The sequence below is a fragment of the Oligella sp. HMSC09E12 genome, assembly GCF_001808505.1.
Taxonomy (GTDB): Bacteria; Pseudomonadota; Gammaproteobacteria; order Burkholderiales; family Burkholderiaceae_B; genus Oligella; species Oligella urethralis.
On record NZ_KV793564.1, the window covers coordinates 1 to 24,858 of the forward strand.

General features: G+C 46.6%; 22 protein-coding genes. 5 read left to right on the top strand and 17 right to left on the bottom strand.

The window, feature by feature from the left end; all coding sequences use genetic code 11:
* Positions 1-247: 247 nt before the first annotated feature.
* The 9 genes from HMPREF3179_RS04030 to HMPREF3179_RS04070 form a co-directional block, all read right to left on the bottom strand.
* Complete coding sequence (locus HMPREF3179_RS04030) at positions 248-1,453, bottom strand: benzoate/H(+) symporter BenE family transporter (protein ID WP_070469808.1); 1,206 nt, start codon at positions 1,451-1,453, stop codon at positions 248-250.
* Between the two features lie 118 nt (positions 1,454-1,571).
* Positions 1,572-1,772, bottom strand: coding sequence for a CsbD family protein (locus tag HMPREF3179_RS04035; RefSeq protein WP_018026743.1), 201 nt, complete (start codon positions 1,770-1,772; stop codon positions 1,572-1,574).
* Positions 1,773-2,015: 243 nt separating this feature from the next.
* The gene (locus HMPREF3179_RS04040) at positions 2,016-2,330 is read right to left on the bottom strand and encodes an AzlD family protein (protein WP_048766925.1); all 315 of its coding nucleotides are present in this window, start codon (positions 2,328-2,330) and stop codon (positions 2,016-2,018) included.
* Positions 2,327-3,031 carry an AzlC family ABC transporter permease gene (locus HMPREF3179_RS04045; RefSeq protein ID WP_036558745.1) on the bottom strand — a complete coding sequence of 235 codons (705 nt, stop codon included), beginning with the start codon at positions 3,029-3,031 and terminating at the stop codon, positions 2,327-2,329. Before HMPREF3179_RS04045 ends, HMPREF3179_RS04040 begins: the two co-directional genes overlap by 4 nt.
* 17 nt (positions 3,032-3,048) lie before the next feature.
* Positions 3,049-4,443 carry a tryptophan--tRNA ligase gene (locus HMPREF3179_RS04050; RefSeq protein WP_036558748.1) on the bottom strand — a complete coding sequence of 465 codons (1,395 nt, stop codon included), beginning with the start codon at positions 4,441-4,443 and terminating at the stop codon, positions 3,049-3,051.
* 30 nt (positions 4,444-4,473) lie between these two features.
* Entirely contained in the window at positions 4,474-5,565 is a 1,092-nt protein-coding gene (zapE, locus tag HMPREF3179_RS04055) for a cell division protein ZapE (RefSeq protein ID WP_018026739.1), read from the bottom strand.
* Positions 5,566-5,682: 117 nt separating this feature from the next.
* Entirely contained in the window at positions 5,683-7,113 is a 1,431-nt protein-coding gene (gene lpdA / locus HMPREF3179_RS04060; RefSeq protein ID WP_018026738.1) for a dihydrolipoyl dehydrogenase, read from the bottom strand.
* An 80-nt stretch (positions 7,114-7,193) separates the two neighbouring features.
* On the bottom strand, positions 7,194-8,387 hold the full coding sequence (odhB, locus tag HMPREF3179_RS04065) for a 2-oxoglutarate dehydrogenase complex dihydrolipoyllysine-residue succinyltransferase (protein WP_018026737.1): 1,194 nt from the start codon (positions 8,385-8,387) through the stop codon (positions 7,194-7,196).
* 117 nt (positions 8,388-8,504) lie between these two features.
* A complete protein-coding gene (locus tag HMPREF3179_RS04070) occupies positions 8,505-11,375 on the bottom strand; it encodes a 2-oxoglutarate dehydrogenase E1 component (protein ID WP_036558753.1) in 2,871 nt (956 codons plus the stop codon).
* Between the two features lie 466 nt (positions 11,376-11,841).
* Here HMPREF3179_RS04070 and HMPREF3179_RS04075 point away from each other — a divergent pair, with 466 nt between their 5' ends.
* Together HMPREF3179_RS04075 and HMPREF3179_RS04080 are read left to right on the top strand one after the other, a co-directional pair.
* On the top strand, positions 11,842-14,184 hold the full coding sequence (locus HMPREF3179_RS04075) for an NADP-dependent malic enzyme (protein ID WP_070469809.1): 2,343 nt from the start codon (positions 11,842-11,844) through the stop codon (positions 14,182-14,184).
* 102 nt (positions 14,185-14,286) lie between these two features.
* Positions 14,287-14,676 carry a DoxX family protein gene (locus tag HMPREF3179_RS04080; RefSeq protein ID WP_070469810.1) on the top strand — a complete coding sequence of 130 codons (390 nt, stop codon included), beginning with the start codon at positions 14,287-14,289 and terminating at the stop codon, positions 14,674-14,676.
* On the opposite strand, the gene HMPREF3179_RS04085 is transcribed toward HMPREF3179_RS04080, so the two are convergent.
* Entirely contained in the window at positions 14,673-15,050 is a 378-nt protein-coding gene (locus tag HMPREF3179_RS04085) for a barstar family protein (RefSeq protein WP_070469811.1), read from the bottom strand. The two genes, HMPREF3179_RS04080 and HMPREF3179_RS04085, sit on opposite strands and share 4 nt — an antisense overlap.
* Positions 15,041-15,607, bottom strand: coding sequence for a ribonuclease domain-containing protein (locus HMPREF3179_RS04090; protein WP_070469812.1), 567 nt, complete (start codon positions 15,605-15,607; stop codon positions 15,041-15,043). Before HMPREF3179_RS04090 ends, HMPREF3179_RS04085 begins: the two co-directional genes overlap by 10 nt.
* A gap of 131 nt (positions 15,608-15,738) precedes the next feature.
* On the opposite strand from HMPREF3179_RS04090, the gene HMPREF3179_RS04095 reads away from it, so the two are divergent.
* Positions 15,739-16,215 carry a hypothetical protein gene (locus HMPREF3179_RS04095; protein ID WP_018026731.1) on the top strand — a complete coding sequence of 159 codons (477 nt, stop codon included), beginning with the start codon at positions 15,739-15,741 and terminating at the stop codon, positions 16,213-16,215.
* Between the two features lie 63 nt (positions 16,216-16,278).
* Here the strand turns inward: HMPREF3179_RS04095 and HMPREF3179_RS04100 are convergent, their stop codons facing one another.
* The 6 genes from HMPREF3179_RS04100 to HMPREF3179_RS04125 form a co-directional block, all read right to left on the bottom strand.
* A complete protein-coding gene (locus tag HMPREF3179_RS04100) occupies positions 16,279-16,788 on the bottom strand; it encodes a hypothetical protein (protein ID WP_018026730.1) in 510 nt (169 codons plus the stop codon).
* A gap of 199 nt (positions 16,789-16,987) precedes the next feature.
* Complete coding sequence (locus HMPREF3179_RS04105) at positions 16,988-17,527, bottom strand: hypothetical protein (RefSeq protein ID WP_018026729.1); 540 nt, start codon at positions 17,525-17,527, stop codon at positions 16,988-16,990.
* A gap of 173 nt (positions 17,528-17,700) precedes the next feature.
* Positions 17,701-18,258: a carboxypeptidase regulatory-like domain-containing protein gene (locus HMPREF3179_RS04110; protein WP_246824367.1), complete on the bottom strand. Its 558-nt coding sequence runs from the start codon at positions 18,256-18,258 to the stop codon at positions 17,701-17,703.
* A 103-nt stretch (positions 18,259-18,361) separates the two neighbouring features.
* Complete coding sequence (locus HMPREF3179_RS04115) at positions 18,362-19,672, bottom strand: replication-associated recombination protein A (RefSeq protein WP_246824369.1); 1,311 nt, start codon at positions 19,670-19,672, stop codon at positions 18,362-18,364.
* Between the two features lie 73 nt (positions 19,673-19,745).
* Positions 19,746-20,474: an outer membrane lipoprotein periplasmic chaperone LolA gene (lolA, locus tag HMPREF3179_RS04120; RefSeq protein WP_053087507.1), complete on the bottom strand. Its 729-nt coding sequence runs from the start codon at positions 20,472-20,474 to the stop codon at positions 19,746-19,748.
* Positions 20,475-20,561: 87 nt separating this feature from the next.
* Complete coding sequence (locus tag HMPREF3179_RS04125; RefSeq protein WP_141743439.1) at positions 20,562-23,051, bottom strand: DNA translocase FtsK; 2,490 nt, start codon at positions 23,049-23,051, stop codon at positions 20,562-20,564.
* Positions 23,052-23,114: 63 nt separating this feature from the next.
* Between HMPREF3179_RS04125 and trxB the strand changes: the two genes are divergently transcribed.
* On the top strand, positions 23,115-24,083 hold the full coding sequence (gene trxB / locus HMPREF3179_RS04130) for a thioredoxin-disulfide reductase (protein WP_070469816.1): 969 nt from the start codon (positions 23,115-23,117) through the stop codon (positions 24,081-24,083).
* Entirely contained in the window at positions 24,067-24,801 is a 735-nt protein-coding gene (locus tag HMPREF3179_RS04135; RefSeq protein ID WP_048766941.1) for a Smr/MutS family protein, read from the top strand. Before trxB ends, HMPREF3179_RS04135 begins: the two co-directional genes overlap by 17 nt.
* Positions 24,802-24,858 lie beyond the last annotated feature (57 nt).

The following is a 24,858-nucleotide window of genomic DNA, read 5'->3' on the forward strand; positions in this document are numbered from 1 at the left end:
AAAAATCAAGTTACACAAAATACCTTACACCCTCAATTAACATAAACAATACCTTAATTAAGCGCTAAAAGCTAATGAATATAAAGCAAAGTTATAAACTTTCTTGAAATTACATTTGCCCTACTGGCGAGTGAACTTGAACCTACCCCATTTTTTGAAACAGCTCTTAGTGAAATGATATGGCTTTTATACCGTACGTGGTGATGCCTAAAAAAGCCTGTCTTAGCAAGTTTTTAACTCCTCACCCCTAGGCTTTCTTTAATAAAGACCGGATCCCACCACGCAATTTTGGATTAAATAGTAAAGCAGCACACATACCGATCACAATACCCCAAAAGGCAGAAGCGAGCCCAAACCAGCTCATGCCAGAAGCCGTCGCCATAAACGTCAATAACGCCGCTTCACGATTTTCCCTATCCTCCACCGCTAACACAATATTGGCATTAATTGAGGACATAAGGGCGAGACCAGCCAGAATCGCCACCAACTCTGCCGGAAACACAGCAAATAATGTCACAATAGCACTGGTCAAAAAGGCCCCAACAATATAAAACAAGCCATTACTCATACCCGCAATATAACGCTTATCCGGGTTCGGGTGACTATCAGGTCCGGTGGCAATGGCTGCACTAATCGCCCCCAATACAATACTGGCTGAGCCAGTTAAGGCCACTAGGGTCGACACACCCCCGGTCATCACCATAATGGGTCGCGATTTAACTTGATGATAACCATCCACCTTTAGAATCGCCATCCCCGGCAGATACTGACCACTTAAACTCACCAAAACCAAAGGCACAGACAAACTCAAAATACTGTAAATACTAAATTCTGGCGCAATCAATTTAGGCATCACCCATTGCAAATTAAAGGCCTCGGTATGAACCTGACCGGTAGCAATCACAAAGACTAAACCAACCACAAAAACCGCCACAATGCTATATCTTGAAAAATAACGTTTACCAAGAAGATAAACCGACAACATCAAGATCAATAACACGGGGGATACGCTAATGGTTTTAAAGGCTGCTGCACCGAACTGGAATAACAAACCAGCCAACATACCACCTGCTACACCCTGAGGAATCCACGCCATCAGCCTATCAAAATGTCCGGATAGACCGATGATCACAATCATCATACCGGCCAGCATATGTGCGCCGACCATTTCTGCTACCGTCAAGGTGGGAAATAAGGATAGCAAAAGCACGGTGCCGGGCACTGACCAGCCGGTCATAATAGGCATTTTGGATAAATAGCTGAGTACCAGCCCACTAATCCCCACGCCAAAGGAAATCCCCCAAATCCAACTCATCATATCCTCGGTGGATACACCTGCCAAGGTAGCCACTTGAAACACAATAATCAGTGGTCCACAGTAGGCGATAATCACTGCCAACAGACCAGCAATAACGGCTGAAAGGGAAATATCTTTAAGCATGGCTTGTCTCATTATTTTTTTAAAATTTCTTAAAGTATATAACAGATTAGCCAGGCCTATACACGCAAAAGCAGCTTGACCATAAGCGCCAAGCTGCTTTAATGAGTAATCAATAATTAGATAGTGCGACTTATTTGTGCTCGTCTAACCACGCATTAATTTCTTTTTCGGCTTCTTCCTTGGTGCGTCCATAACGCTCTTGTAACTTACCTGCTAGGTACTGTGAATTACCTTTGATCTCGGCAATATCATCATCCGTTAAATCGCCCCACTTCGCCTTAACCTTACCCTTAAGCTGTTCCCACTTACCTTCTAAAATATCTTTATTCATCATATTGCTCCTTTTGCTTATGTGAGTTTTCACTATAGACCATCAGCGCTAGATAAAGCGTGAGCAATTATCAAAAAGCTTAAGACAATGTTAATGCACCTTGGACCACCCAAATCTCACTCACCCCGCTACCATCCTCTGCCCTAGACCTGTTGGCAGATTATGCTAGCCATTAACGTAAGACAGTGATGACTGAGTTGTTGCTACCATGCAAGCAAATTATTACAAAGCCTTTGGACAATATTAAGTGAGTAAATAACGACTCAAGGCCGCCATCATAAAACCCGCGGTGATGGCGAGTAGCGGGCGTCTAAACAACAAAATCAACACCAGTGTCGTCAGCATTGCCAACTGGGCACCTACATCACCCTCCACAGCCACTGGGGCTAATACAGCCACCAGCACTGAACCGGACATCGCACCAATAAAACGTCTGACCGCATCACTAATCGGCACAAACTGCATAATAAATACGCCGCCTAAACGAGTCATCAGCGTAGCCACTGCCATGACTAACACAATCAGCAGAGGATATTCGGTACTAATAGCCCAATTCATGTTGCTGCCCTCTCTTTCCAAAAGAGTCCCACTAAACCACCGGCTAAAGCACCAACGACCACATGCATATTTTCTGGTAAATACCAATAGGCTAAGACAGCCACTAGCGCTGATACCAACCAGATAATCACAATACGCAAATCCTTAGGCCCGCTAAGCACCATGGTTAAAAGAAAGCAATACATCACCATATCCAAGCCTAGGGCGCGCGGATTTTGAATTAAATAGCCGAAATACAGCCCCAGCCAAGTACCCACTACCCACATCAACCAAAGCGCCAAACCGCCGCCGACAATATCAGCCAAGCCGGACTTGCCATGATTATATTTAATCATGGCCTTGGCCCAATTCGCATCGGAAATAACGAGTAAATACTGATAGCGCTGCCGCAGGGGGATATCCTTGAACCAAGGATAAACTGAAGCGCCCATCAAAATATGCCGCGCATTAATAAAGAAGACCGTGGCAATCAGAGGCACTAAGGGCACATGCTCACCCCAAAGCTCAAGAGTCGCAAATTGTGAAGCGCCCGCAAACACCGCAGCACTCATCAACACCGTGCTGAGACCATCCAGACCGGTCTGTACTGCAGCCAAACCAAAGGCTAAGCCAAAAATGGCCACAAACGCAGCCACCGGCAGCATTTCCTTAAATGCAAACCAAGTCGCTTGATACGTGAGTGCTGGATGCGGCTTCCCCATACTACCTCGTTAAAAAATTAATCTTGCTTAAACAAAGCCAATTCACTTAAGAACTTCGCTTTCCAAGCCTCTGCACCAAGCCCCTTAGCATCAACCGCAAAGGCCACTAACTGATCATTTAGTGATAGCTGATACAGTCCATCCACTAATTCAAACTGAATGGATTCAGACGTATTTTGTAAGGTGCGGATTTCTTGACCGGCCACTTGGGGATTAGGCAATGAGACTGAGCGTAATAACTCCTCACCCTCTGCACTGAGCATGCGGAACATAAACTGCCCAGTATCATCTTTAAAGCTGATAAAGCGAGGCATCTTAGACGATTTTTTACTGCTTGCAGCCTTTTCCTGTGCTGTATCAGCCGTTTTTACGGCATGAAAGCGGCGCAAACCCACTGCCTGTCGAATCTCTGCCATCAAGGGCTGCGCAATTTTTCTCGCTTTAGCCGCACCGTCTAATAAAATCTCCTCGATGCGTTCAGGTTTAGCCATCAATTCCACATAACGCTCACGCATTGGCGCAATCATGCCTTCTAACTCATCAGCCAGCATTTTTTTAGCATCGCCCCAGGCTAAGCCATCACGTAATTCTGCCGCAAAGGCTTGCGCCTTAGAAGGTTCAACAAAGGCTTTATAAATCATAAAGAGATTGGAACTATCCGGATCCTTGGGTTCACCGGGCAACTTGCTGTCGGTTTTGATTTGAGCAATCGCTTGGCGCAACTGTTTAGCATCGCCTGCAAAGAGCGGAATGATATTGTTATAGCTCTTGGACATCTTACGCCCATCAAGCCCCGGCAAGGTTGCCACACCCTCAGCCACCTGCGCTTCAGGCAAGACAAAAAAATCACGACCGTTACCATAGTGGTAGTTAAAGCGTTGCGCAATATCACGTGCCATTTCCAAATGCTGCACCTGATCGGCACCCACCGGTACCTTATGCGCATTAAACATCAAAATATCTGCCGCCATCAAAATTGGGTAGGAATATAAACCCATAGTAACACCATCATCCGGCTCAACCCCGGCGGCGTTATTCGCATCCACACTGGCTTTATATGCATGGGCACGATTCATCAGCCCCTTTGGCGTAGAGCAGGTTAGGACCCATGATAGCTCCGGTATCTCGGGAATATCCGACTGCCGGTAAAACGTGACTCGCTCCGTATCTAAACCGGCGGCTAGCCAAGTGGCAGCAATTTCTAAACGCGAGCGCTCAACACGCGCAGCATCATCCGCTTTAATTAAAGCATGGTAATCTGCCAAAAAGAAAAACGCATCCACGTCTGGCTGATTGCTCATTTCAATTGCCGGACGAATCGCACCGGCGTAATTACCTAGGTGAGGCGTGCCCGTGGTGGTCACACCAGTTAAGACACGTTGAATTTTGCTTTGCCCTTGCTTAGCATTCATTGGCAACATACTCCATCAATTAATTTACATTTAAAGGTTTACGTAGTCTCGACGCGCTTGCTGCATATACTCTTTAGACTGCATTTCCGTAATGCGCGACTCAGTACGGAAAAACTCATTCGATAATACACCCTCGGTATACAGTTCGGCTGGCTGCACTTCCGCACTCATTACCAGCTTTACCTTATAGTCATACAGCACATCAATCAACCAAGTAAAACGACGCGCCGGTGAGGCTTGGGCAGCGCTCATTTTAGGCACATCGGAAAGAAAAATCGTCTCAAAACGCTTAGCCAATTCGAGGTAGTCATTTTGTGAACGATTATCCATACACAAGGTTTTAAAGTCAAACCACGCCACCGAACCCGCTACTCCCAAGGCTTGTAACGGTCGATTTTCTACCGTCAATAGTTCAACTTTCAATTCAGCACCACTAAGTTGCTTATATAAACTCTCCATTGCCTGACGATTTTCAGGGTTGAGGGGTTGATAATACAGCGGTACCTGCTCCAAGGTACGACGACGATAATCAATGCCAGCATCGACATTGAGCACATCCATTTTTCGCTTAATTAAATCTATCGCAGGTAGCAATCGCTCACGATGCAGACCGTCCGGATATAACTCGGAGGGCTCATAGTTGGAGGTCATCACAAAGGTGCAGCCGTACTCAAAGAGCTTTTCCAGCAAGCGGTGCAATATCATCGCATCCGCAATATCCGACACGTGAAACTCATCAAAGCAAATCAGGCGGTACTTTTCAGCGGTTTGCTTGGCCACCACATCTAAGGGATCCTCAGTACCACGAATGCTTTGCATTTGCTGATGGATACTACGCATAAACTCATGAAAATGAATGCGTACTTTGCGTTTATAAGGTAGGTAATTATAAAAAGAATCCATCAAGAAGCTTTTGCCTCGACCTACACCACCCCACATATAAACGCCCTTAGGTACGGCCGGGCGATTAAGCATACGCTTAAAAAAACCGCTACGCTGATCCTTAAAGTCGATCAACTCCTCGAACAAATCCTGCAGCCGCATAATGGCTTTTTCCTGCGCCGCATCGGCCACATAATTCTTGTCAGCCAAGGCCTTACGATAATGATGAATGACGTTCATAATGTGATTTAAAAAATAAAAAGTGCCCTAATCAAGCTCACTTAATATAGGGCACTTATGACACATTGTCTATAAGAGACATCAGCGCTTAAGCCGCTCTCCCTCGGACACGATGAATTAGAAGTTTAAGCTACGCTTATCAACCGCTAAGGCCGCTTCTTTTAATGATTCAGACAAGGTCGGGTGAGCGTGACAAATCCGTCCGATATCCTCGGCAGCGCCTTTAAACTCCATAATCGCTACTGCCTCAGCAATCAGCTCGGAAGCCATCGGGCCAATAATATGCACCCCTAAGACCTCGTCCGTTTCGGCGCAAGCCAAGACTTTAACAAAACCATTGGTGTCACCTAAAGCACGGGCACGGCCATTAGCCATAAAGGGGAATTGACCCGCTTTGTACTTTTTACCCTCTTCCTTAAGCTGTTGCTCAGTTTTTCCAATCCAAGAGATTTCTGGCGAGGTGTAAATCACATTAGGAATCAGATCATAATTAACCGAACCATGCTGACCCGCAATACGCTCAGCTACGGCCACGCCCTCTTCCTCCGCTTTATGCGCAAGCATCGGACCACGCACCACATCACCCACAGCCCAGACATTTTCAAGCTCGGTATGGCAATGCTCATCAACCTCAATAAACCCACGTTCATTGGTCATTAGGCCAATGGACTCAAGATTTAAGCCGGCGGTAGTAGGCACACGTCCAATCGACACAATCAGCTTATCGACTTCCAAGGTCTGCTCTTCACCCTTGGCATTGTCATACTTAATCGTGACCTTTTTAGCAGAGGTTTTGATATCGCCAACCTTGACCCCAACCTCAATTTTGAGACCCTGCTTAGCGTATAGCTTAGCCGCTTCCTTAGCAACACCCTCATCCGCTACTGATAAAAACTTCGGCATGGCTTCAAGTACGGTAACTTCAGCACCTAATCGACGCCAAACACTGCCCAACTCCAGGCCAATCACACCAGCACCGATCACGCCTAGACGCTTAGGTACGGCAGGAATCGCTAAAGCGCCGGTATTAGATAAAATCAGCTCTTCATCAAACTCAAGACCTGGTAAAGCACGAGGTTCAGAGCCTGTAGCAATAATCACATGCTCAGCACTAACACTGCCTTTATCCTTACCATCGATTAGAATGTTGTAGCGACCATTATCCGCTTTGCCGTCAAAAGACGCTTTACCAGAGTAAAACTGAACCTTATTCTTTCTGAATAAAAACAGGATTCCATCGTTATTTTGCTGTACGACTTCATTTTTACGACCTAAGAACTGATCGATTTTAAGCTTAACCGAGCTAAGCTCAATTCCATGCTCTTTAAAGCCATGCTTGGCATGCTCATAGTACTCTGAAGACTGTAATAAAGCCTTAGAAGGAATACAACCCACGTTAGTGCATGTGCCGCCAGGGGTGGGCTTGCCATCAGCATCAACCCATGCATCAATACATGCCACCGATTTACCTAGCTGTGCCGCACGAATGGCTGCAATATAACCACCAGGACCTGCACCAATAACTACTACATCAAACTCTTTACTCATAACTCTTCCAATTCGATTTAACTGATAACGCCCCGAACATATCCTTTTATGCGGGGCGTTAATGATTCAATGATGCTAGCTTAGAGGTCTAACAATAAACGAGCAGGCTCTTCTAGTGCTTCTTTCATTGCCACCAAGCCAAGCACTGCATCGCGACCGTCAATTAGACGATGGTCATAAGAAAGTGCCAAGTAGTTCATTGGACGAATAACGATTTCACCGTTTTCAACCACTGGACGCTCTTTGGTTGCATGTACACCTAAAATTGCGGACTGCGGTGGGTTAATAATCGGCGTAGACATCATAGAACCAAAGACGCCGCCATTAGAGATTGAGAAAGTACCACCGGTCAATTCCTCAATGCTGAGGCGACCCTCGCGCGCCTTGGCACCAAACTCGGCAATGGTTTTTTCGATTTCAGCCAATGACAACTGGTCGGCATTACGCAAAATAGGTACTACGAGACCGCGCGGTGAGCTAACAGCGATACCAATATCAAAGTAACCGTGGTAAACAATATCGTTACCGTCGATAGAGGCATTAAGTAGTGGGTACTTTTTAAGTGCTGCCACAGCTGCTTTAATGAAGAAAGACATAAAGCCAAGTCTCACGCCGTGCTCTTTTTCAAATTGCTCCTTGAATTTCGCACGAAGATCCATCACGGGCTTCATATTGACTTCGTTGAACGTGGTTAAAATCGCATTTTCCTGCTGTGACTGTAGTAAACGCTCAGCAACGCGGGCACGTAAACGAGTCATTGGTACACGCTGCTCAGGACGACCATCAAGGGCCTGACCAATTTGTACAGGAGCAGCTGTTGCGGCCGTTGCTTGCGCAGCCTGTGCATCTGCTTTGGTCACCCGACCATCTTTACCAGTACCGCTAACAGCGGAAGCGTCTAAGCCCTTTTCAGATAAAATTTTAGCAGCAGCAGGCGATGCTACATCACCCTTGGTAGCAGCAGCGGCAGGTGCGGCGGCGGCAGCAGGTGCTGATTCAGCGGCAGCGGCAGGCTCTGCGGCAGTTGCTTTGGCAGCGGTATCAATTTTGGCAAGTAATTGCTCGGATTCGACGTTTTCACCACCTTGGACAATGATTTCAACCAAAACACCGTCAGCCGGACATGGCACTTCCATAATTACCTTGTCGGTTTCAATCTCAATTAAGGTCTCGTCCTGAGACACGGCCTCACCAACCTGCTTGTTCCACTCTAATAAGGTACCCTCGGATACGGACTCTGAAAACTGAGGTACTTTCACTTCAACGATTGACATAATTTTGTTCCTTTAAACTTGTTCGTAATGAATAAATGAGTATTACGCTTTAAAAAATCTTTAAATCCCTCACAGGCCCTTGCGCTTAATACGCCTTAAGGGGCCTGCGTCCAGGTACTACTTAGTTAAGGTAAAACCACGAAGGCGCGGACTGAATGCCTGCTCCAATAATGATTTTAATTGCTCATTGTGTAAGGCTAAATAACCCACTGCCGGTGAAGCAGAAGCGGCACGACCAGCATAGCCCAACTTCTGACCCGCAGACATATTTTGATAAATATGATGTTGGATATAGAACCAAGGACCTTGGTTTTGTGGTTCATCCTGAACCCAAACAATTTCTTTGGCATTAGGGTATTGCTGTAATTCAGCCTCAAATTCCTTGTGCGCGAATGGATACAATTGCTCAACCCGAACAATGGCCACATCATTCGCCTCACGCTCAGTGCGCTGATTCACTAAATCGTAGTAAACACGCCCTGAGCAAACTAAGACACGATTGACCTTGTCTTTAATAATGTCAGGATTGCTCTCACCAATAATGAGCTTAAACTCACCTTCAGCAAAATCGCTGAGCGGTGATGTAGCATCCTTATTGCGTAGTAAAGACTTAGGCGTAAAAATCACTAAAGGCTTACGGAACTTGCGGATCATCTGACGACGCAGCAAGTGGAAAATCTGCGCGGCATTGGTCGGCTGTGCACATTGAATATTATGATCGGCACATAGCTGCAAGAAGCGCTCAATACGTGCTGAGGAGTGCTCCGGTCCTTGACCTTCATAGCCATGTGGCAGCATCATTGTTAAGCCACAATGACGACCCCATTTGGCCTCACCAGAGGTAATAAACTGGTCAATCACGACTTGCGCACCGTTGACGAAGTCACCGAACTGCGCCTCCCAAACGGTTAAGGTATTTGGCTCAGAACATGCATAACCATACTCAAAACCTAGTACCGCTTCCTCGGATAAAACAGAGTCAATCACGGTAAATTTAGGCTGATCCTCAGCTAAGTTCTGTAAGGGGATATAGGTACCCTCATCCCAACGCTCACGACTCTGATCATGGAATACCGCATGTCGGTGCACGAAAGTACCGCGACCTGAATCCTGACCGGTAATACGGATTGGATAACCGTTAGATAAAAGGCTGGCAAAAGCTAAGTGCTCACCCATACCCCAGTCTAAATTCATCTCACCATTGGCCATGGCACGACGATCGTTAAGCAAGCGCTTAACTAACTGGTGTGGCGTAAAGGTCTCAGGAATGGTTGTAATCGCTTGACCTAAGCGCTGCAATTCAGAAATCGGGAGGGCTGTCTCTGCATGGTCGGTCCATTTTGCAGTTAGGAAAGGCGTCCAGTCAATCGCATACTTACGCTGGTAGTCAGTTAAGACCGGCTCAACGGTGCGATTACCCTCTTCCATCACCTGACGATAGGCCTTAACCATCTCCTCAGACTCGCCCTCTTCGAGTACGCCCTGCTTTAATAGCTTATCCGCATACAGCTGACGCGTACCTGGGTGCTTAGCGATTGTTTTATACATCAAAGGCTGAGTCAAGGATGGGGTATCCTGCTCATTATGACCTAATTTACGGAAACAAATAATATCAATCACCACGTCATGACCAAACTCCTGACGATAATCCACCGCCAAACGAGTGGCAAAGGTCACCGCTTCAGGATCGTCGGCATTAACGTGGAATACCGGCGCCTCAATCATTTTGACAACGTCGGTACAATACAGTGTAGAGCGTGAGTCACGCGGATCGGAGGTGGTAAAACCGATCTGGTTATTAATCACGACGTGAATGGTACCACCCACAGAGTAACCACGGGTTTGAGACATATTCAGCGTCTCTTGCACCACCCCCTGACCGGCAAAGGCGGCATCACCGTGCACTAATACTGGCAACACTTGCTGAGTATTACCGTTGCGACGCTCTTGACGGGCACGGGCACTACCCTGAACCACCGGATTAACAATTTCTAAGTGTGACGGGTTAAAGGCTAGGGTCAAGTGAATCGGACCGCCCTTGGCGTCAATATCGCTAGAGAAACCGCTGTGATACTTAACGTCACCGTCAGTTAAAGCACCGTCCTGCTTGCCCTCAAACTCAGCAAATAAATCACCGGGCATCTTACCCATGATGTTAACTAACATATTTAAGCGACCACGGTGCGCCATCCCGACAACCACATCTTGCGTGCCGTGACTACTGGCATGGTTAACCAGTTCATCCATGGCCGAGATAAAGCTCTCGCCGCCTTCAAGAGAGAAACGCTTTTGCCCCACATAACGAGTATGCAAATAACGCTCCAGACCCTCAGCCTCGGTTAATTGCTGCAAGATGCGCTTTTTCTCGGCATCGGTCAACAAGGCACTAGACTGCGATGACTCAACCCGCTCCTGAATCCAACGCTTAGCCTTAGGATCGGAGATATGCATATACTCCACACCAACGCTACGACAGTAGGTATTACGCAGCGCTTCGATCAGCTCGCGTAAGGTCATGTGCTCGTTTTTAGTGAAATAGGTATTGGTCGCAGAGAAGGTTTCGTCTAAATCGGCTTCAGTTAAACCGTAAAATGCTGGATCCAACTCAGGAATCTCTGGCCGCTCAGTTCGCTTTAAGGGGTCTAACTGTGCATAGCGCAAACCTAATGAACGGTAGGCTGCGATTAACTGCTGCACCTTAAGCTGCTTACCCGCCATCTCCATACTAAGCTGGCTGTCTGCCTTCACGGCAAGACGATTTTCCCGGGCGCGTTGAACAAAGGATGCAATCACAGAGGAATGGTTTTGATCGCGAGTCTCTGCCTTACCATCTGTCGCAGGCTGATCCTGTAACTGATCGAAGTAATCTCGCCAATACTCTTCGACGCTATTTGGATTTGCCAAATAAGCCTCGTAAAGCTCCTCTACATAAGCGGCATTACTGCCGAAAAGGTAGGAAGAAATATTTTTCTCTAAAAAAGTTGACATTATGCCTCACCGTTTTAAGTGTTTCACCGAAAAGGATGCAGATTGTGAAGTAACCTTCCGCGTACGGCCTTCACCGATAGGCGGATAGCAAGGGTCCCTAAAGACTACCTGTACAAAAAGCAAAAGTAAGGGGATAGAACCCATCACCCCAATATACTTCACATCAGTATAAACTAGTCTAGCACTTCTGTCTTATAAATAGCACTCAGAACCTTTATAAAACCCGCCTCTCTCAGTGTTTTCCATAAGTTCTATAGCATCAATGCCAGTAAAAAAACAACTTTTTACTCAAGTAAATTTTTGATAGATGGTTGGAGCAGTTTCTTAAACTTTTTTACCGATGATCATGCGCTTTAAGTTTTCCCCTATACTAGAAAAACGCCTTAGCATTTAAAATACTTGGCTAAGCAAAAAAAATTGCATCGTTTACTTTTTTAAATTTATCAGTTCTGTTGGAGAGCATTTTATGGTTGAGAAAAACAAACTAAGTCAAATGGCTTTGGACTATCACGAGTTTCCCCGTCCAGGTAAAATTTCCGTCACCCCAACCAAGCCACTCGCCAATCAGGATGATTTATCACTAGCCTATTCCCCTGGCGTCGCGTCTGCGTGTATGGCGATTTTTAATGACGGCGAACAGGCCGCCGCCCGCTTTACCTCCCGTGCCAATCTGGTGGGCGTGGTAACTAACGGTACAGCCGTTCTCGGTTTGGGTAATATTGGCCCGCTAGCGGCAAAACCTGTGATGGAGGGTAAAGGCGGTTTATTCAAAAAATTTGCCGGGATTGATGTTTTTGATATTGAGCTTAATGAAAAAGACCCGGAGAAATTAGTCGATATTATCGCTGCACTAGAACCGACCTTGGGCGGCATCAATCTGGAAGATATTAAGGCGCCAGAGTGCTTTTATATTGAAAAAGCCTTACGTCAACGCGTTAATATCCCCGTGTTCCACGACGATCAGCACGGCACTGCGATTATCTCTGCAGCTGCGATTATTAACGGCCTAAAACTTGTTAATAAAGCCATTGATCAAGTAAAACTCATTTGTTCCGGCGCTGGCGCTGCGGCTATTGCGTGTTTGGATTTATTAGTCAGTCTCGGTCTTAACAAAGAAAATATCTATGTTTGCGATTCACGCGGCGTCATTTATGAGGGACGCGAGGAAAATCTTGAGGAAAATAAGGCTCGCTACGCACAAGTCACCGAGCTGCGCACCCTCGGCGATGCTATCGCCGGTGCGGATATCTTCCTGGGTTGCTCAACCAAGGGGGTTCTCACTCAGCATATGGTTAAATCCATGGCTGAGCAACCATTAATCCTAGCCTTAGCTAACCCCGATCCTGAAATTACGCCTGAAGAGGCCAAGGAAGCACGTCCGGACTGCATTATCGCCACTGGCCGTTCAGACTATCCAAATCAAGTGAATAATGTACTGTGCTTCCCCTTTATCTTCCGTGGCGCCCTGGACGTAGGTGCAACCTGCATCACCGAAGAGATGAAAATGGCTTGCGTACACGCCATTGCCGAATTAGCCCAAATTGAGACGAATGAAGAGGTAGCCAGTGCCTATGCGGGTGAGGACTTAAACTTCGGCCCCGAGTATATTATTCCCAAGCCCTTTGATCCACGCCTGATTATTACCATTGCGCCAGCGGTGGCACAAGCAGCCATGGATTGCGGTGTGGCGACTCGTCCGATTCAGGATATGGAAGCCTATAAAGCTCGCCTCAATGCCTTTGTTTATCAATCCAGCCAGTTAATGCGTCCGCTGTTGAAGCTGGCAAAAAATCAACAGCAGCGAGTGATTTTTGCTGACGGTGAGGATGAGCGTGTGTTACGTGCTGTGCAGACGGTGCTAGATGAAAAAATCGCCAAGCCTATTTTAATTGGTCGCCCTGAAGTGATTCAAATGCGCTCCAAAAAATTGGGGCTACGCTATTTAAGCCACCCCGATCTAGAGGTGGTTGACCCGGAGCATGATGAGCGCTTTAACGAGGTCTGGCCGCATTATCATCAATTGATGGCTCGTCGCGGAGTCACGCCGGATGTCGCCAAAGCGATGGTACGTAAGCACAATACCATCATTGGTGCACTGATGATCGAGTTAGGCTATGGTGATGCCATGATTTGCGGTGTCAATGCCTCTTTCAACAATCAGGTCGATTATATCCGTGATATCACAGGCTCCTCACTAAAAAGCGGCACCATGGCTGCGATGAATGTGATTTTCAGCTCGGACTACACACTTTTCCTCTGCGATACCCATATCAATGAGGATCCCACGGCCGAGCAAATTGCAGAAATTGCGCTGATGGCCGCAGAAAAGGTCAAACGCTTCGGTATGGTACCTAAAATAGCCTTAGTTTCACATTCGAATTTTGGTAATCGTCGTACTGCCTCGTCTATTAAAATGGCCAAGGCCCGAGAAATTCTGGCGGAAATTGCGCCGGACTTGGAGATGGATGGTGAAATGCATGCCGATGCCGCACTCTCCGAAAAAATTCGTAAAAGCTCCTTACCAAGTAGCAGCTTAAGCGGTCAGGCCAATGTCCTCGTCATGCCAAATCTAGATGCGGGCAACATCACCTACAATCTCTTAAAAATGACCAGTGGTGGTATTGTGCTGGGTCCCGTGCTCTTAGGCACAAATAAAGCCATCCACGTGCTGACGACTAGCACCACCACACGCCGCATCATCAATATGGCAACCTTGGCGGCGGCCGATGCCCAGGGTGAGACCAGAGTACCTGAGGGGCTAATTGAGTCTAAAATTCAAAGTGTGGCTAAAAAAACCGACATCGAATAATACTAATTTGTTGTAATTACGAGCAAGAGGACCACCCAGGTCCTCTTCTTGTTTATGATCATTGTGCTTTGTTTTAGGAAGTAAAAGAGGGAATTATCAAAAATGGCTTATGATTTAGGAAAACTCATTCTACGCCTCACCTTAGGGGTGTTGCTTTTACTTTATGGCTTTCATAAGGTTAAATATGGCTTAGGGCATATTCCACACACGCTTAACGCGCACGGTTTACCCCCATTTTTAGCTTATGGCGTGTACATCAGTGAAGTGATTGCACCGTTGATGCTCATCGTTGGCTTATATACACGCGTGGCAGCCGGGATCATTGCCTTTAGTATGAGTATTGCAATTATTTTTGTGCATGCATCGCGCTTGACTGCCCTCAATAGTAGCGGCGGCTCGGTGATCGGCTTAGAGTATATGTTTTTGGCAGCGGCCATCTGCATTATGCTCATTGGCGCTGGTCGTTTTAGCCTCAACACCCCCTATAACTAAGGCTCAAAACGGATATTTTCTGCGGCTTGAGGTAGATCCCTTAGCATATCACTCAAGCCGCTTAACTTCGCAGGACTCCTTGCCACATCCTGCGCCATCGCAGTCCAGCGAAAAACAATGTGCTCGCTAATCTCCCCCGTCAACACATCATATAATGCGTCCAGATTCATGGCACAATGCGCAGGTAGCTGCACGATCGCAGCTAAACGTCGGTAGAAGTCCTCAAGCGATTGAATCCCATCAAGCTGAATAATATGGGGCGTCTTAATGCATTTATCAGAAGTAGCAGGCATCAGCCTATTTTTACGCTGCCACTTTTTTAATTGGCGTGCATTATAGCGGCGTTGCTGCTTTTTGGATAGACTTAATGACATGCTGGGACCCGCTCAAAACTTTCATAATGATCAATGGTGACAAACATATGATCCGCATTTTCATAGACTAGACGCTTCATATTACGCTTTGTACCCAAATAATCCAAATCCGCCTCATAATACCTAGCAGCGGGTAAGCGCTTTTCATAATTACCAAAATGATCACCACCCAAGGCTCTGCCACGTAACTGGGCAACATCATTAAAGGCTCTACCCGGCTCCCAGCCTAAGCGACGCGCCTCTTTTTTGCTCAAGAACTTGGGCGGCAACTTCGCTTCGTCTCGCAGAGAGCGTACGATAGCACTTAACTCAATCACATTAATCTGCCCCTGCAACTTTTCTAGATTAAAAATGGCTAAAATCACTTCACAACGTTGATTTGCCTCTTCTAAAGAGATTAATGGCTCGCCCTGATTAGGATCGCTTTGCACCCGCGCTAAGGCATGGGCATGGTTCAGCACTGACAACAACAGCAAGATAAAAAAAGTTGCGACGATTTTTTTAACTAAAGAAATGCTCGACACGTGATTTATTCTTAAGGTAGTGGAATTAATCATGATCAACCTTGTCCTAGTAAAGGAATGATATTTATTCACTCCTATTCCTTTTGCTAGACGCCTATTTTATAATCAATTTAGCTTTATAGACGTATTTTCAACCATTATAAGTATAGTTCACAGGATAGTTCATGAAGTCCATTATTAATTTTCTAATCCTTTTGTTGGTCATTGCCGCCATTGGATTCCTAGTTTGGTTCGCCGTCGATAAATCACTCTTTGGTGATGCTGAACAGCAAATTCCTCCACAGGAGGAACTCGTGCTTCCAGCCGCTCCTCCCCCAGTGACTGCAACCACACCTCAAGAAATTAGCCCAGAGGAGGCTTTCGGGGCAACCGCTAGCAGTGATGACACAAAGGCGAGTAAGACCAGTTGCAGCAAAGCAGCTGAGACTATCGGTGTGATTTATGATATGCATATAGAGGGTAAATCGACCGAAGCCATCACGCAGTACCTAGCCGGTTTAGATGAATTTACGCAGGATGATATTGAGATGTTCTCACAAATTACGGAAAGCATCAAAAGTGCCCCTAGCGATCAGTTACTCTCTCGCCAAGCGATGATGGAGCAGTTCAAACAGCAATGCGAAGCTGCCGATAGCAACTAATACATCCCCACAATGACAAAAGCCCGGTTTGAAACCGGGCTTTTGCACTTAATTGCGAGCTAATTACTTAGCAGCTTGATTAGTTTGTGGCCACACTGAATCAACTACCGCAGAAGCAACGCCTTCATTGCTAACACGGAATAAGAATAGGTTAGCTGATTGACGGATACCGCTGAAAGAAACGGCCTCTGTCTGGTTGCTAGCACGGTTGATGGCAGCAATTGCATAACCACGGTTATCAGGTACTGCATCTAAAGCTGCTTTAGCCTTGTCGTTAACATTAAGCGCGATGTAGATATTATTATTTTGGTCAGCAACGATGTCATGCGAAGTAACCTCTGCCGCTGTGAATACAGGAGTAGCTGACACATAAATCGTTTGCTGCTCGCTAATTTGTACAGGACGGAAACCTTGAACTGGCGTCACAGAAGCTTGGTAAACCTGTAATGCTGACTCAGCTTGTACTGTTTGTGCTGCATCAGCTTGCGCTGTGGTCGTACCAGTAGTTTGGCAGCCAGCTAAGGCGAAAGCCACTGGTAAAACCGCCAATGCTAACTTGCGAGATAATTTCATAATCGTAGTTCCTCTTAATTTATTAAAAAAATTTGATCCGCTGATATGCCTGCAGCGCTACCAAAACATTTTAAAGTTACATCATATAGAGTGAGAACTCAAGTGATCAATAATAAAACAATGTATAAAATATTAACAGTTTAGGATACTACATCCTAAACTGTTAATGAATTTTAGACTAATTAGGCAGTAGCGACAATTAGCGGATTAAATCAGCCGCATCACGTGCGCTCACCAGCGTAGGCATTGGCATCAATAACACGCTGTCCATCAGATTGCTATTGGCACCCTCAACAGTAGAAATCACATTGCCATTAATACTCGCTAAGATATGGCTATAGCCCTTACGAGCTTTGCTAAGTTTAGCAATTGAATCAGGCTTTAGACGTAGGGCTAAGGCCGGTTCATCCGATAGTGTTTTAGCAACAAAAGCATTTTGGATATCATCACGCTTTAGCACAATACCGCTAGTGTAGTATTGCGTATCACCCACCTTAAGTGATTGCTCCTTGGCTGATTTTTTAGCATTCTTACTACCTACGTAAATTGCTAACTCATTCGTGCCCTGGCGCTTAGCGATCACAGGTGACACTGGAGCAGCTTGGGGCGTTTTAGCCGCCACCGCTTTCTGATCAGCATCTGCCGCTTCATTGGATTTAAAAGCAAAGGTCTCACAAGCAGATAAAGCTAGGACGACGGCAGATAAGGTGGCAAATTTTAATGCGCGTTTGTATTGCATAGATGGATCCTCTTTGAGGCTTTAAATTAATTTGAAAATGTAAAAAATTATTTAAATTTCAATGATTTAGACGGTGAATCTAAAACTTTACTTGAACTTAGTTGGATTATACAAGAAAGGCAACAAAAGCAAAATGAATTTTGTGTATCATGGTTTTACTAAGCATTTTTCAATTAATGATAATACGCTTGGCAGCGATCCTTATCATGTAAATCAATGGTCTCAATCGAGTCTCTCAAACTAATTTTTTTAGCGACTAAACCGCCGTATTGCACCGGTCCCGTAAAGGGTTTGGTATCTAACCAGTACATCCTGGCAGACAAATAGTAGTCGCCCCGCGGCACATCGGTAAACACAAACTGCCCGTATTGATTCGTCTTAACCGTGCGAATACGTGAACGATAAGCCTCACTCACTGGGCCGCTCAGCACATTACCACGACGGCAAACCTCCTCAAACCACTGGGTGCTGCTCGCAGAAACTGGATTTAAAATCACATCAATCAAAGCCCCTGTACGCTCACCGTAGTTTTTATAATCACTGATAAAAGCACGTCCCACCAACTGTGTATAATTACTACCCTGACGGATATCAGCCGGATTAAAAGCTAGCCGCGGTACTTGCTTACGTACACCGTGATCAATGCTGCCAAGCTGCTTCGTACTTGAACAGGCTGTCAATAAACACAGTGCAGCCAATGATAAAAAATTAGGATTGCGAAGATTAATCATAAACTTAATGCGCCAAATCAGCGCAGTAAAAATCGTTTCTAGCGAAATATTAATTTTACAAAAGATTGCCCAAACTGTGCGCAAGAACAGTTGCCAAAGCGCTTTATTTCTTTGATTTAGCAGCTTTGTGTTGACGATCTAAATCACGCAAAAAAGCCATTTTTTCACCAATACGTATTTCCAAACCACGCTCAACCGGTTGATACCAGGACGGTTTGGCCATGCCATCCGGCAGGTACTGCTCAGCCGCTGCATAGCCATGCGGCTCATCATGCGCATAACGATAAGCCTTGCCATGGCCCAACTCCTTCATCAGCTTAGTTGGTGCATTACGTAGATGGACTGGTACCGGGCGACTTTTATCCTTTTGCACAAAGGCTTTGGCGCGATTATAGGCCATATAGGCGGCATTACTCTTAGCCGCAACAGCCAGATAAATCACCGCCTCCGCTAGCGCCAACTCACCCTCTGGGCTACCCAAGCGCTCATAGGTCGTGGCCGCATCATTACAAATTTGTAAGGCACGCGGATCCGCTAAACCAATATCCTCCCACGCCATACGAATAATGCGTCGTGACAAATAACGTGCATCGGCACCCCCATCCAGCATGCGACAGAGCCAATAAAGAGCGGCATCCGGATCGGAACCACGCACTGATTTATGTAGTGCACTTATTTGGTCGTAAAAGGCATCCCCACCCTTATCGAAACGACGCAAATTATTAGGTAAGGACTGCTCTAAATAGGATTCATTAATTTCTGTGATGTGAGCGCTTTCCGCCGATTCTAATACCACCTCAAGCACATTAATGAGACGGCGTGCATCACCGTCGGCCCATGCCACCAATTGCTCGGCAGCCACTTCATCGATCTGGATAAGCTTAGCCTCGACACCAAGCTCATCTGCTGTGCTTTGAAGACGCTGGTTATACAGCTTCAACGCACGATCTAGCAATTGCTGTAGGTCGGCTTCGCTGATGGACTCTAATACATAAACCCGCGCTCTAGACAATAAGGCCGAATTCACCTCAAAGGAGGGATTTTCAGTGGTGGCACCAATAAAAGTGAAAAGACCACTTTCCACATAAGGCAAAAAGGCATCCTGCTGCGCCTTATTAAAGCGGTGCACCTCATCCACAAAGAGGATAGTTTTGCGACCTTGACTCTGGGCTATTTTTGCTTGGTCGACCGCATCACGTATATCCTTCACCCCGCCCAATACGGCAGAAATGGCAATAAACTGCGCATCAAAGCCATTAGCCATTAAACGAGCTAAGGTGGTTTTACCCACGCCAGGCGGCCCCCAAAATATCATGGAGTGCGGGCGGCCCGCTTCAAAAGCAACACGCAAAGGCTTGCCCTCACCCAATAAATGCTGCTGCCCGACGACTTCATTTAAGGTGGTCGGGCGCATTTGTTCGGCTAAAGGTGCATGCAAATTAGAATATGCTTGACTTAATAATTCAGACAATGCCTTCTCGTATCAATCACATATTAACCACGTCCACACCGGCGGGCGCTTTAAATGTAAACTCACTCGCCGGGATGCGAGCGTTGGCTTTGAAATTTCTAAGTTTGATCGTCGTTGTTTGACCAAAGGAATCACGAATACGTAATTCGGCCGGTAAGTTATTGGCAAAAGCAATATCCATAAAAGCCATGCCCTGATCGGCTACCTTAGGCGTTGCTCTCAACCAGACCATACCATCACGTTCAGGCAACACCTCAACGCTAAAATTATCGTCTAAGTTACTATTACCAAAAAGAATTGAGGCTGGTGAGGCACCCACCGAATCTTTGATATTGCGTACGGTGACTTGCGCCAAATCCGGGTCATATTGATACACCCGCTGACCATCGGAAATCACCTTCTGTTCATAAGGCTTGCTCACATGCCATACAAACTTGCCGGGACGCTCAAAACTGAAGGTACCAGACTGTGTTTTTTGAGCATTGGAACCACCGCCTTGTTGAGCAAATTGCCCCGTGGCGGATTTGATATTTTTCACAAAATCCCTTAGCTGCTGCTTAGCATCCGTTTGGGTTGTGTTTTTGACGTCGGGGATTTTAGTAAATTGGATCTCACCTAAATCCACCGCCTGTCCGGCCCCTTCCTGAAAAGTGTCTGGGTTCACTGTGAACTGGGCCATTGCCGTACCACTACCCAAGGCTAAAAACACGGTCAGTGATAGGCTTAATTTCTGTAATTTATTCATTTAAAAACCCTTTAGGAAAGCATGAACAAAGCTTGTTTTTAACAGGATATGCGGCAGCGCAATGGAAGTATTAGTAACTAAGCGTAATTAAGCCTCAGCATCCTCATCGGCACCCGTATTAGCCGGTACTAAAATCTCACGGCTATTATTGGCACCCATCGCTGACACAATACCCGCTTGCTCCATTTGTTCCAATAAACGGGCAGCACGGTTATAACCAATACGTAACTGACGTTGCACCGAGGAAATCGAAGCGCGGCGCGTACGTAAGACAATATCGACCGCCTGATCGTAGAGCGGATCCGATTCACTATCGGCAAAACCCGTCACACTACCTAGACCGTCACCAGTCTCACCAGCCACGCCACCCTCTAACACGCCATCTACATAATCCGGCTCACCTTGCTCCTTGAGGTACTCAACCACGCGATGTACTTCATCATCCGACACAAAGGCACCATGTACTCGTTGTGGTAGACCAGAGCCGGGGGGCATATAGAGCATATCACCCATCCCCAACAGCGATTCAGCACCCATCTGATCCAAAATGGTCCGTGAATCAACCTTAGATGACACCTGGAAGGCAATACGCGTCGGGATATTGGCCTTAATCAGACCGGTAATCACATCCACACTAGGACGCTGAGTCGCCAGAATCAAGTGAATACCGGCAGCGCGCGCCTTTTGGGCTAAACGAGCTATCAACTCCTCAATCTTTTTACCCTGCACCATCATTAAATCAGCTAACTCATCAATGATCACCACGATCATGGGTAGCGTCTTTAAAGGCTCAGGTGAATCTGGTGTCAAGCTGAATGGATTATCAATGGTTTCACCGCGCGCCTCGGCTTCCTTAATCTTGCTGTTATAGCCAGCGATATTACGGACACCCATTTTACTCATCAGCTTATAGCGCTTTTCCATCTCGCCCACACACCAATTAAGTGCATTACTTGCTTGGCGCATATCCGTCACAACAGGTGCTAATAAATGCCCAATGCCCTCATAAACACTCATTTCGAGCATTTTGGGGTCAATTAGAATCAAGCGCACCTCCGAGGGATCGGCTTTATACAATAAGGACAAGATCATTGCGTTAATACCAACGGATTTACCAGAGCCAGTGGTACCCGCAACCAGCAAATGCGGCATTTTAGCTAAATCTGCGACAATGGGATTACCCGCAATGTCCTTACCCAAGGCTACGGTCAGCAGTGATTTACTTTTTTCATAGGCCTCTGAACCGATAATCTCTGCTAGCCGTACAATTTGGCGACGCGGATTAGGTAACTCAATCCCCATCAGGTTTTTACCCGGAATCGTCTCAACCACACGCAAACGCACCATACTCAAAGCGCGTGCTAAGTCCTTACTCAAATTGACAATTTGTACGCCCTTGACCCCGGAAGCGGGCTCAATTTCATAGCGCGTAATCACCGGACCTGCCTGAGCAGCAACCACTTCAACCTTGACATTAAAGTCACTCAGCTTCTTCTCAATCAAGCGTGAGTTATACTCGATGGTATCCTCGCCTACCGGCTCCACAAACTCTGTTGCTGGATCGAGTAGCTCTAAGCCGGGTAGATCACCGCTAGCTGCATAACTCGGTGTGGCTTTACTAGGGGCTTTAGCAGCCTTAGTTGGCGCTACGGTCATACCTCTACTAGCGCCAGCGTCACTTGCAGTAGGTTCTGGCTCCGATACAGCGACTGCATGATTATCAAACAGCTTGGCCTGCTTTGCTTCAATCGCCTTAGAAGAGATCGGAAAGGCTTTGATCGGTGGTTCAATTTTCAATGGGCGATCGGCTGGTGGCAACTGCTCCTTGTGTGCCGTGATTTGCTCATCCATCTCCTCTTGTGCCGCTTCACCAATACGGCGATCAATGCGTTCGGCACGTAGTCGATCAAACTTAGTAAATAGACCGGCAATCGTGCTACCCAATCGCTCCGCCAGATTAAGCCAAGAAAAATTAAAAAACCAACTAAAACCAAAAAAGAACATCGCCGCCATCGCAAATAGCGCCGGCGCACTGCCAATATTACGAATTAACAGCCCCGAGAATAGAGCCCCTAATACACCACCAGCATGCCCTGGTAGCTGCTCACCAACACTTTGCAACTGAGTACTTTCTAAACCGATGGAGCCTAATAAAAGCATAATAAAGCCAATCGGTACATGCCATTTTAAGCTTGGCAAAACCTGCTCTGGATCTAAATTAGCGTAACGGCGCATCAAGGTTTTGTAGCCCACGAACAGACGTTGTAAGCACAGCACGACTAGCCACCAGGCAGAAAAGCCTAATAAGTACAGTAAAATACTTGAAAAATAAGCACCAAAGGCACCAAAAGCATTTTGAATCTCATCACTGCCAGAGGTACTGACCCAGCCCGGGTCGGTGGCATGCCAAGTAAATAACATCACTGCCAAGGATACCGCAGCAATCAAATACAGTACCCAACGCGCCTCACGCAACATCATCATAAAGCGTGAGTTCATCAATACTTGCTCAGGCGATCGCAGGCGGATATTACGCTTACCGCGACCAATGTAAGGGGTTTTAGAAGTTTTAGCCATAGCCATATATTATAATTGGACTTACAATGATTTTTGTAAAAATTAAGTTTAGTGATATTAATGATGAAAAATGATAATCATGCCAAGGTAATTATCCTAGGTTCTGGTCCGGCAGGCTACACAGCCGCCGTTTATGCCGCCCGAGCCAATCTGCAACCCCTGTTAATTACAGGCCATGCTCAAGGCGGTCAATTAATGACTACCACCGATGTGGACAACTGGCCAGCCGATTGGGATGGCGTGACCGGCCCTGAGTTAATGAGCCGCTTTCTTAAGCACGCCGAGCGCTTTAACACCCAGATCGTATTTGACCAGATTGATCGGGTTGAGCTATCTAATCGTCCATTTAAACTTTACTCCAACATGGGCAACGAGTATAGCTGTGACAGTCTAATTGTTGCCACCGGTGCATCTGCCAAGTACCTTGGCCTTGAGAGCGAGCAAGCCTACATGGGTCAAGGTGTATCCGCATGCGCTACCTGCGATGGTTTCTTCTATCGCGATCAGGATGTGATTGTGGTAGGCGGTGGTAATACAGCCGTTGAAGAAGCACTTTATCTATCCAATATCTGCGCTAATGTCACACTCGTGCATCGTCGTGACCAGTTCCGTGCCGAAGCTATTTTGTTAGATAAGTTAATGGATAAAGTGGAAAATGGCAATATTAAATTAGCCCTGTTCCATACCCTTGACGAGGTTCTGGGTAATAAAAACGACGGCGTGACAGGTGTCCGCTTAAAAAATACCCAAAGCGGCGAGACTCAGGAACTGTCCGTGAGCGGTGTTTTTATTTCGATTGGCCATCATCCCAATACCGATATTTTTGAAGGACAATTAGCGATGGACGGCGGTTTTATTATTAATAAAACCAATCCACAGCTACTTACCATGACCTCAGTGCCAGGTGTTTTTGCTGCTGGGGATGTGGCGGATAATATCTACAGACAAGCTATCACAAGTGCCGCTACTGGCTGCATGGCAGCCCTGGATGCACAGCGTTGGTTGGATACACAAGGTGAAAACAAATCTTAAAGGCTCATTACAGGACTTAAAAAAGCTTAGTAAGCAACTGAGCAAGGAGCGCATCGCCCAACAAAAAGCCGTCGCAGCCGCCGAAAAAAAACAGCAGCGATTGACAATGGCGGTGACAGATGAGGATCGCAAGCTTTTTCTTGCTTCCATTCGCGGCACCAAGCGACTGGAAGCAAGCAATCGCATTGAGGCGCAGCCACCTATCAGCAGCACGCGAGAACGAGCGCTTTTTAATCAAAAACGTGCGCAAGCCGAAGGCAAGGAAATCATCGCACCCGAGCGTAGATCAACAGCGGCAGCGTCACACCTGCCCGCACATGCACAGGCCGCTGCCAGCGGTGAGGTGGCACGCTTTGTCAAACAGGTGGCGCAACAGGATGAAGGGATTTTTTTACGTCATGCCGATGGCGCCGATGTGATTAAAAAGCTGCAACGTGTTCAATGGCCGGTGGAAGCTACGCTTGACCTGCACGGTGCCAATCTCGATGAGGCGGCCGAACGCTTTGACCGCTTTATGCAGAGCTGTATAGAGCATAGCGTGCGCTGTGTTTGTGTCATTCATGGCCAAGGCTACGGCTCCAAAAATAATCAACCGGTACTCAAGGATGCGGTACGGCGTTGGCTGCGCGACTTAACCGCAGTCACTGCCTATATCCCTGCCCCGGAACACATTGGCGGTGCAGGTGCGGTGTTAGTGCTGCTCAAGAACCGACCATAGCTTTGTCATACAATTAGTAGACATCAGAGCGGCTAGAAAATAAGCAATCGAGTAGGG

Coding starts and splice junctions, on each gene's coding strand:
- HMPREF3179_RS04030 (WP_070469808.1), bottom strand. CDS start 1,453: ATGAGACAAGCCATGCTTAAAGATATTTCCCTTTCAGCCGTTATTGCT.
- HMPREF3179_RS04035 (WP_018026743.1), bottom strand. CDS start 1,772: ATGAATAAAGATATTTTAGAAGGTAAGTGGGAACAGCTTAAGGGTAAG.
- HMPREF3179_RS04040 (WP_048766925.1), bottom strand. CDS start 2,330: ATGAATTGGGCTATTAGTACCGAATATCCTCTGCTGATTGTGTTAGTC.
- HMPREF3179_RS04045 (WP_036558745.1), bottom strand. CDS start 3,031: ATGGGGAAGCCGCATCCAGCACTCACGTATCAAGCGACTTGGTTTGCA.
- HMPREF3179_RS04050 (WP_036558748.1), bottom strand. CDS start 4,443: ATGAATGCTAAGCAAGGGCAAAGCAAAATTCAACGTGTCTTAACTGGT.
- zapE (WP_018026739.1), bottom strand. CDS start 5,565: ATGAACGTCATTCATCATTATCGTAAGGCCTTGGCTGACAAGAATTAT.
- lpdA (WP_018026738.1), bottom strand. CDS start 7,113: ATGAGTAAAGAGTTTGATGTAGTAGTTATTGGTGCAGGTCCTGGTGGT.
- odhB (WP_018026737.1), bottom strand. CDS start 8,387: ATGTCAATCGTTGAAGTGAAAGTACCTCAGTTTTCAGAGTCCGTATCC.
- HMPREF3179_RS04070 (WP_036558753.1), bottom strand. CDS start 11,375: ATGTCAACTTTTTTAGAGAAAAATATTTCTTCCTACCTTTTCGGCAGT.
- HMPREF3179_RS04075 (WP_070469809.1), top strand. CDS start 11,842: ATGGTTGAGAAAAACAAACTAAGTCAAATGGCTTTGGACTATCACGAG.
- HMPREF3179_RS04080 (WP_070469810.1), top strand. CDS start 14,287: ATGGCTTATGATTTAGGAAAACTCATTCTACGCCTCACCTTAGGGGTG.
- HMPREF3179_RS04085 (WP_070469811.1), bottom strand. CDS start 15,050: ATGTCATTAAGTCTATCCAAAAAGCAGCAACGCCGCTATAATGCACGC.
- HMPREF3179_RS04090 (WP_070469812.1), bottom strand. CDS start 15,607: ATGATTAATTCCACTACCTTAAGAATAAATCACGTGTCGAGCATTTCT.
- HMPREF3179_RS04095 (WP_018026731.1), top strand. CDS start 15,739: ATGAAGTCCATTATTAATTTTCTAATCCTTTTGTTGGTCATTGCCGCC.
- HMPREF3179_RS04100 (WP_018026730.1), bottom strand. CDS start 16,788: ATGAAATTATCTCGCAAGTTAGCATTGGCGGTTTTACCAGTGGCTTTC.
- HMPREF3179_RS04105 (WP_018026729.1), bottom strand. CDS start 17,527: ATGCAATACAAACGCGCATTAAAATTTGCCACCTTATCTGCCGTCGTC.
- HMPREF3179_RS04110 (WP_246824367.1), bottom strand. CDS start 18,258: ATGATTAATCTTCGCAATCCTAATTTTTTATCATTGGCTGCACTGTGT.
- HMPREF3179_RS04115 (WP_246824369.1), bottom strand. CDS start 19,672: ATGCGCCCGACCACCTTAAATGAAGTCGTCGGGCAGCAGCATTTATTG.
- lolA (WP_053087507.1), bottom strand. CDS start 20,474: ATGAATAAATTACAGAAATTAAGCCTATCACTGACCGTGTTTTTAGCC.
- HMPREF3179_RS04125 (WP_141743439.1), bottom strand. CDS start 23,051: ATGGCTAAAACTTCTAAAACCCCTTACATTGGTCGCGGTAAGCGTAAT.
- trxB (WP_070469816.1), top strand. CDS start 23,115: ATGAAAAATGATAATCATGCCAAGGTAATTATCCTAGGTTCTGGTCCG.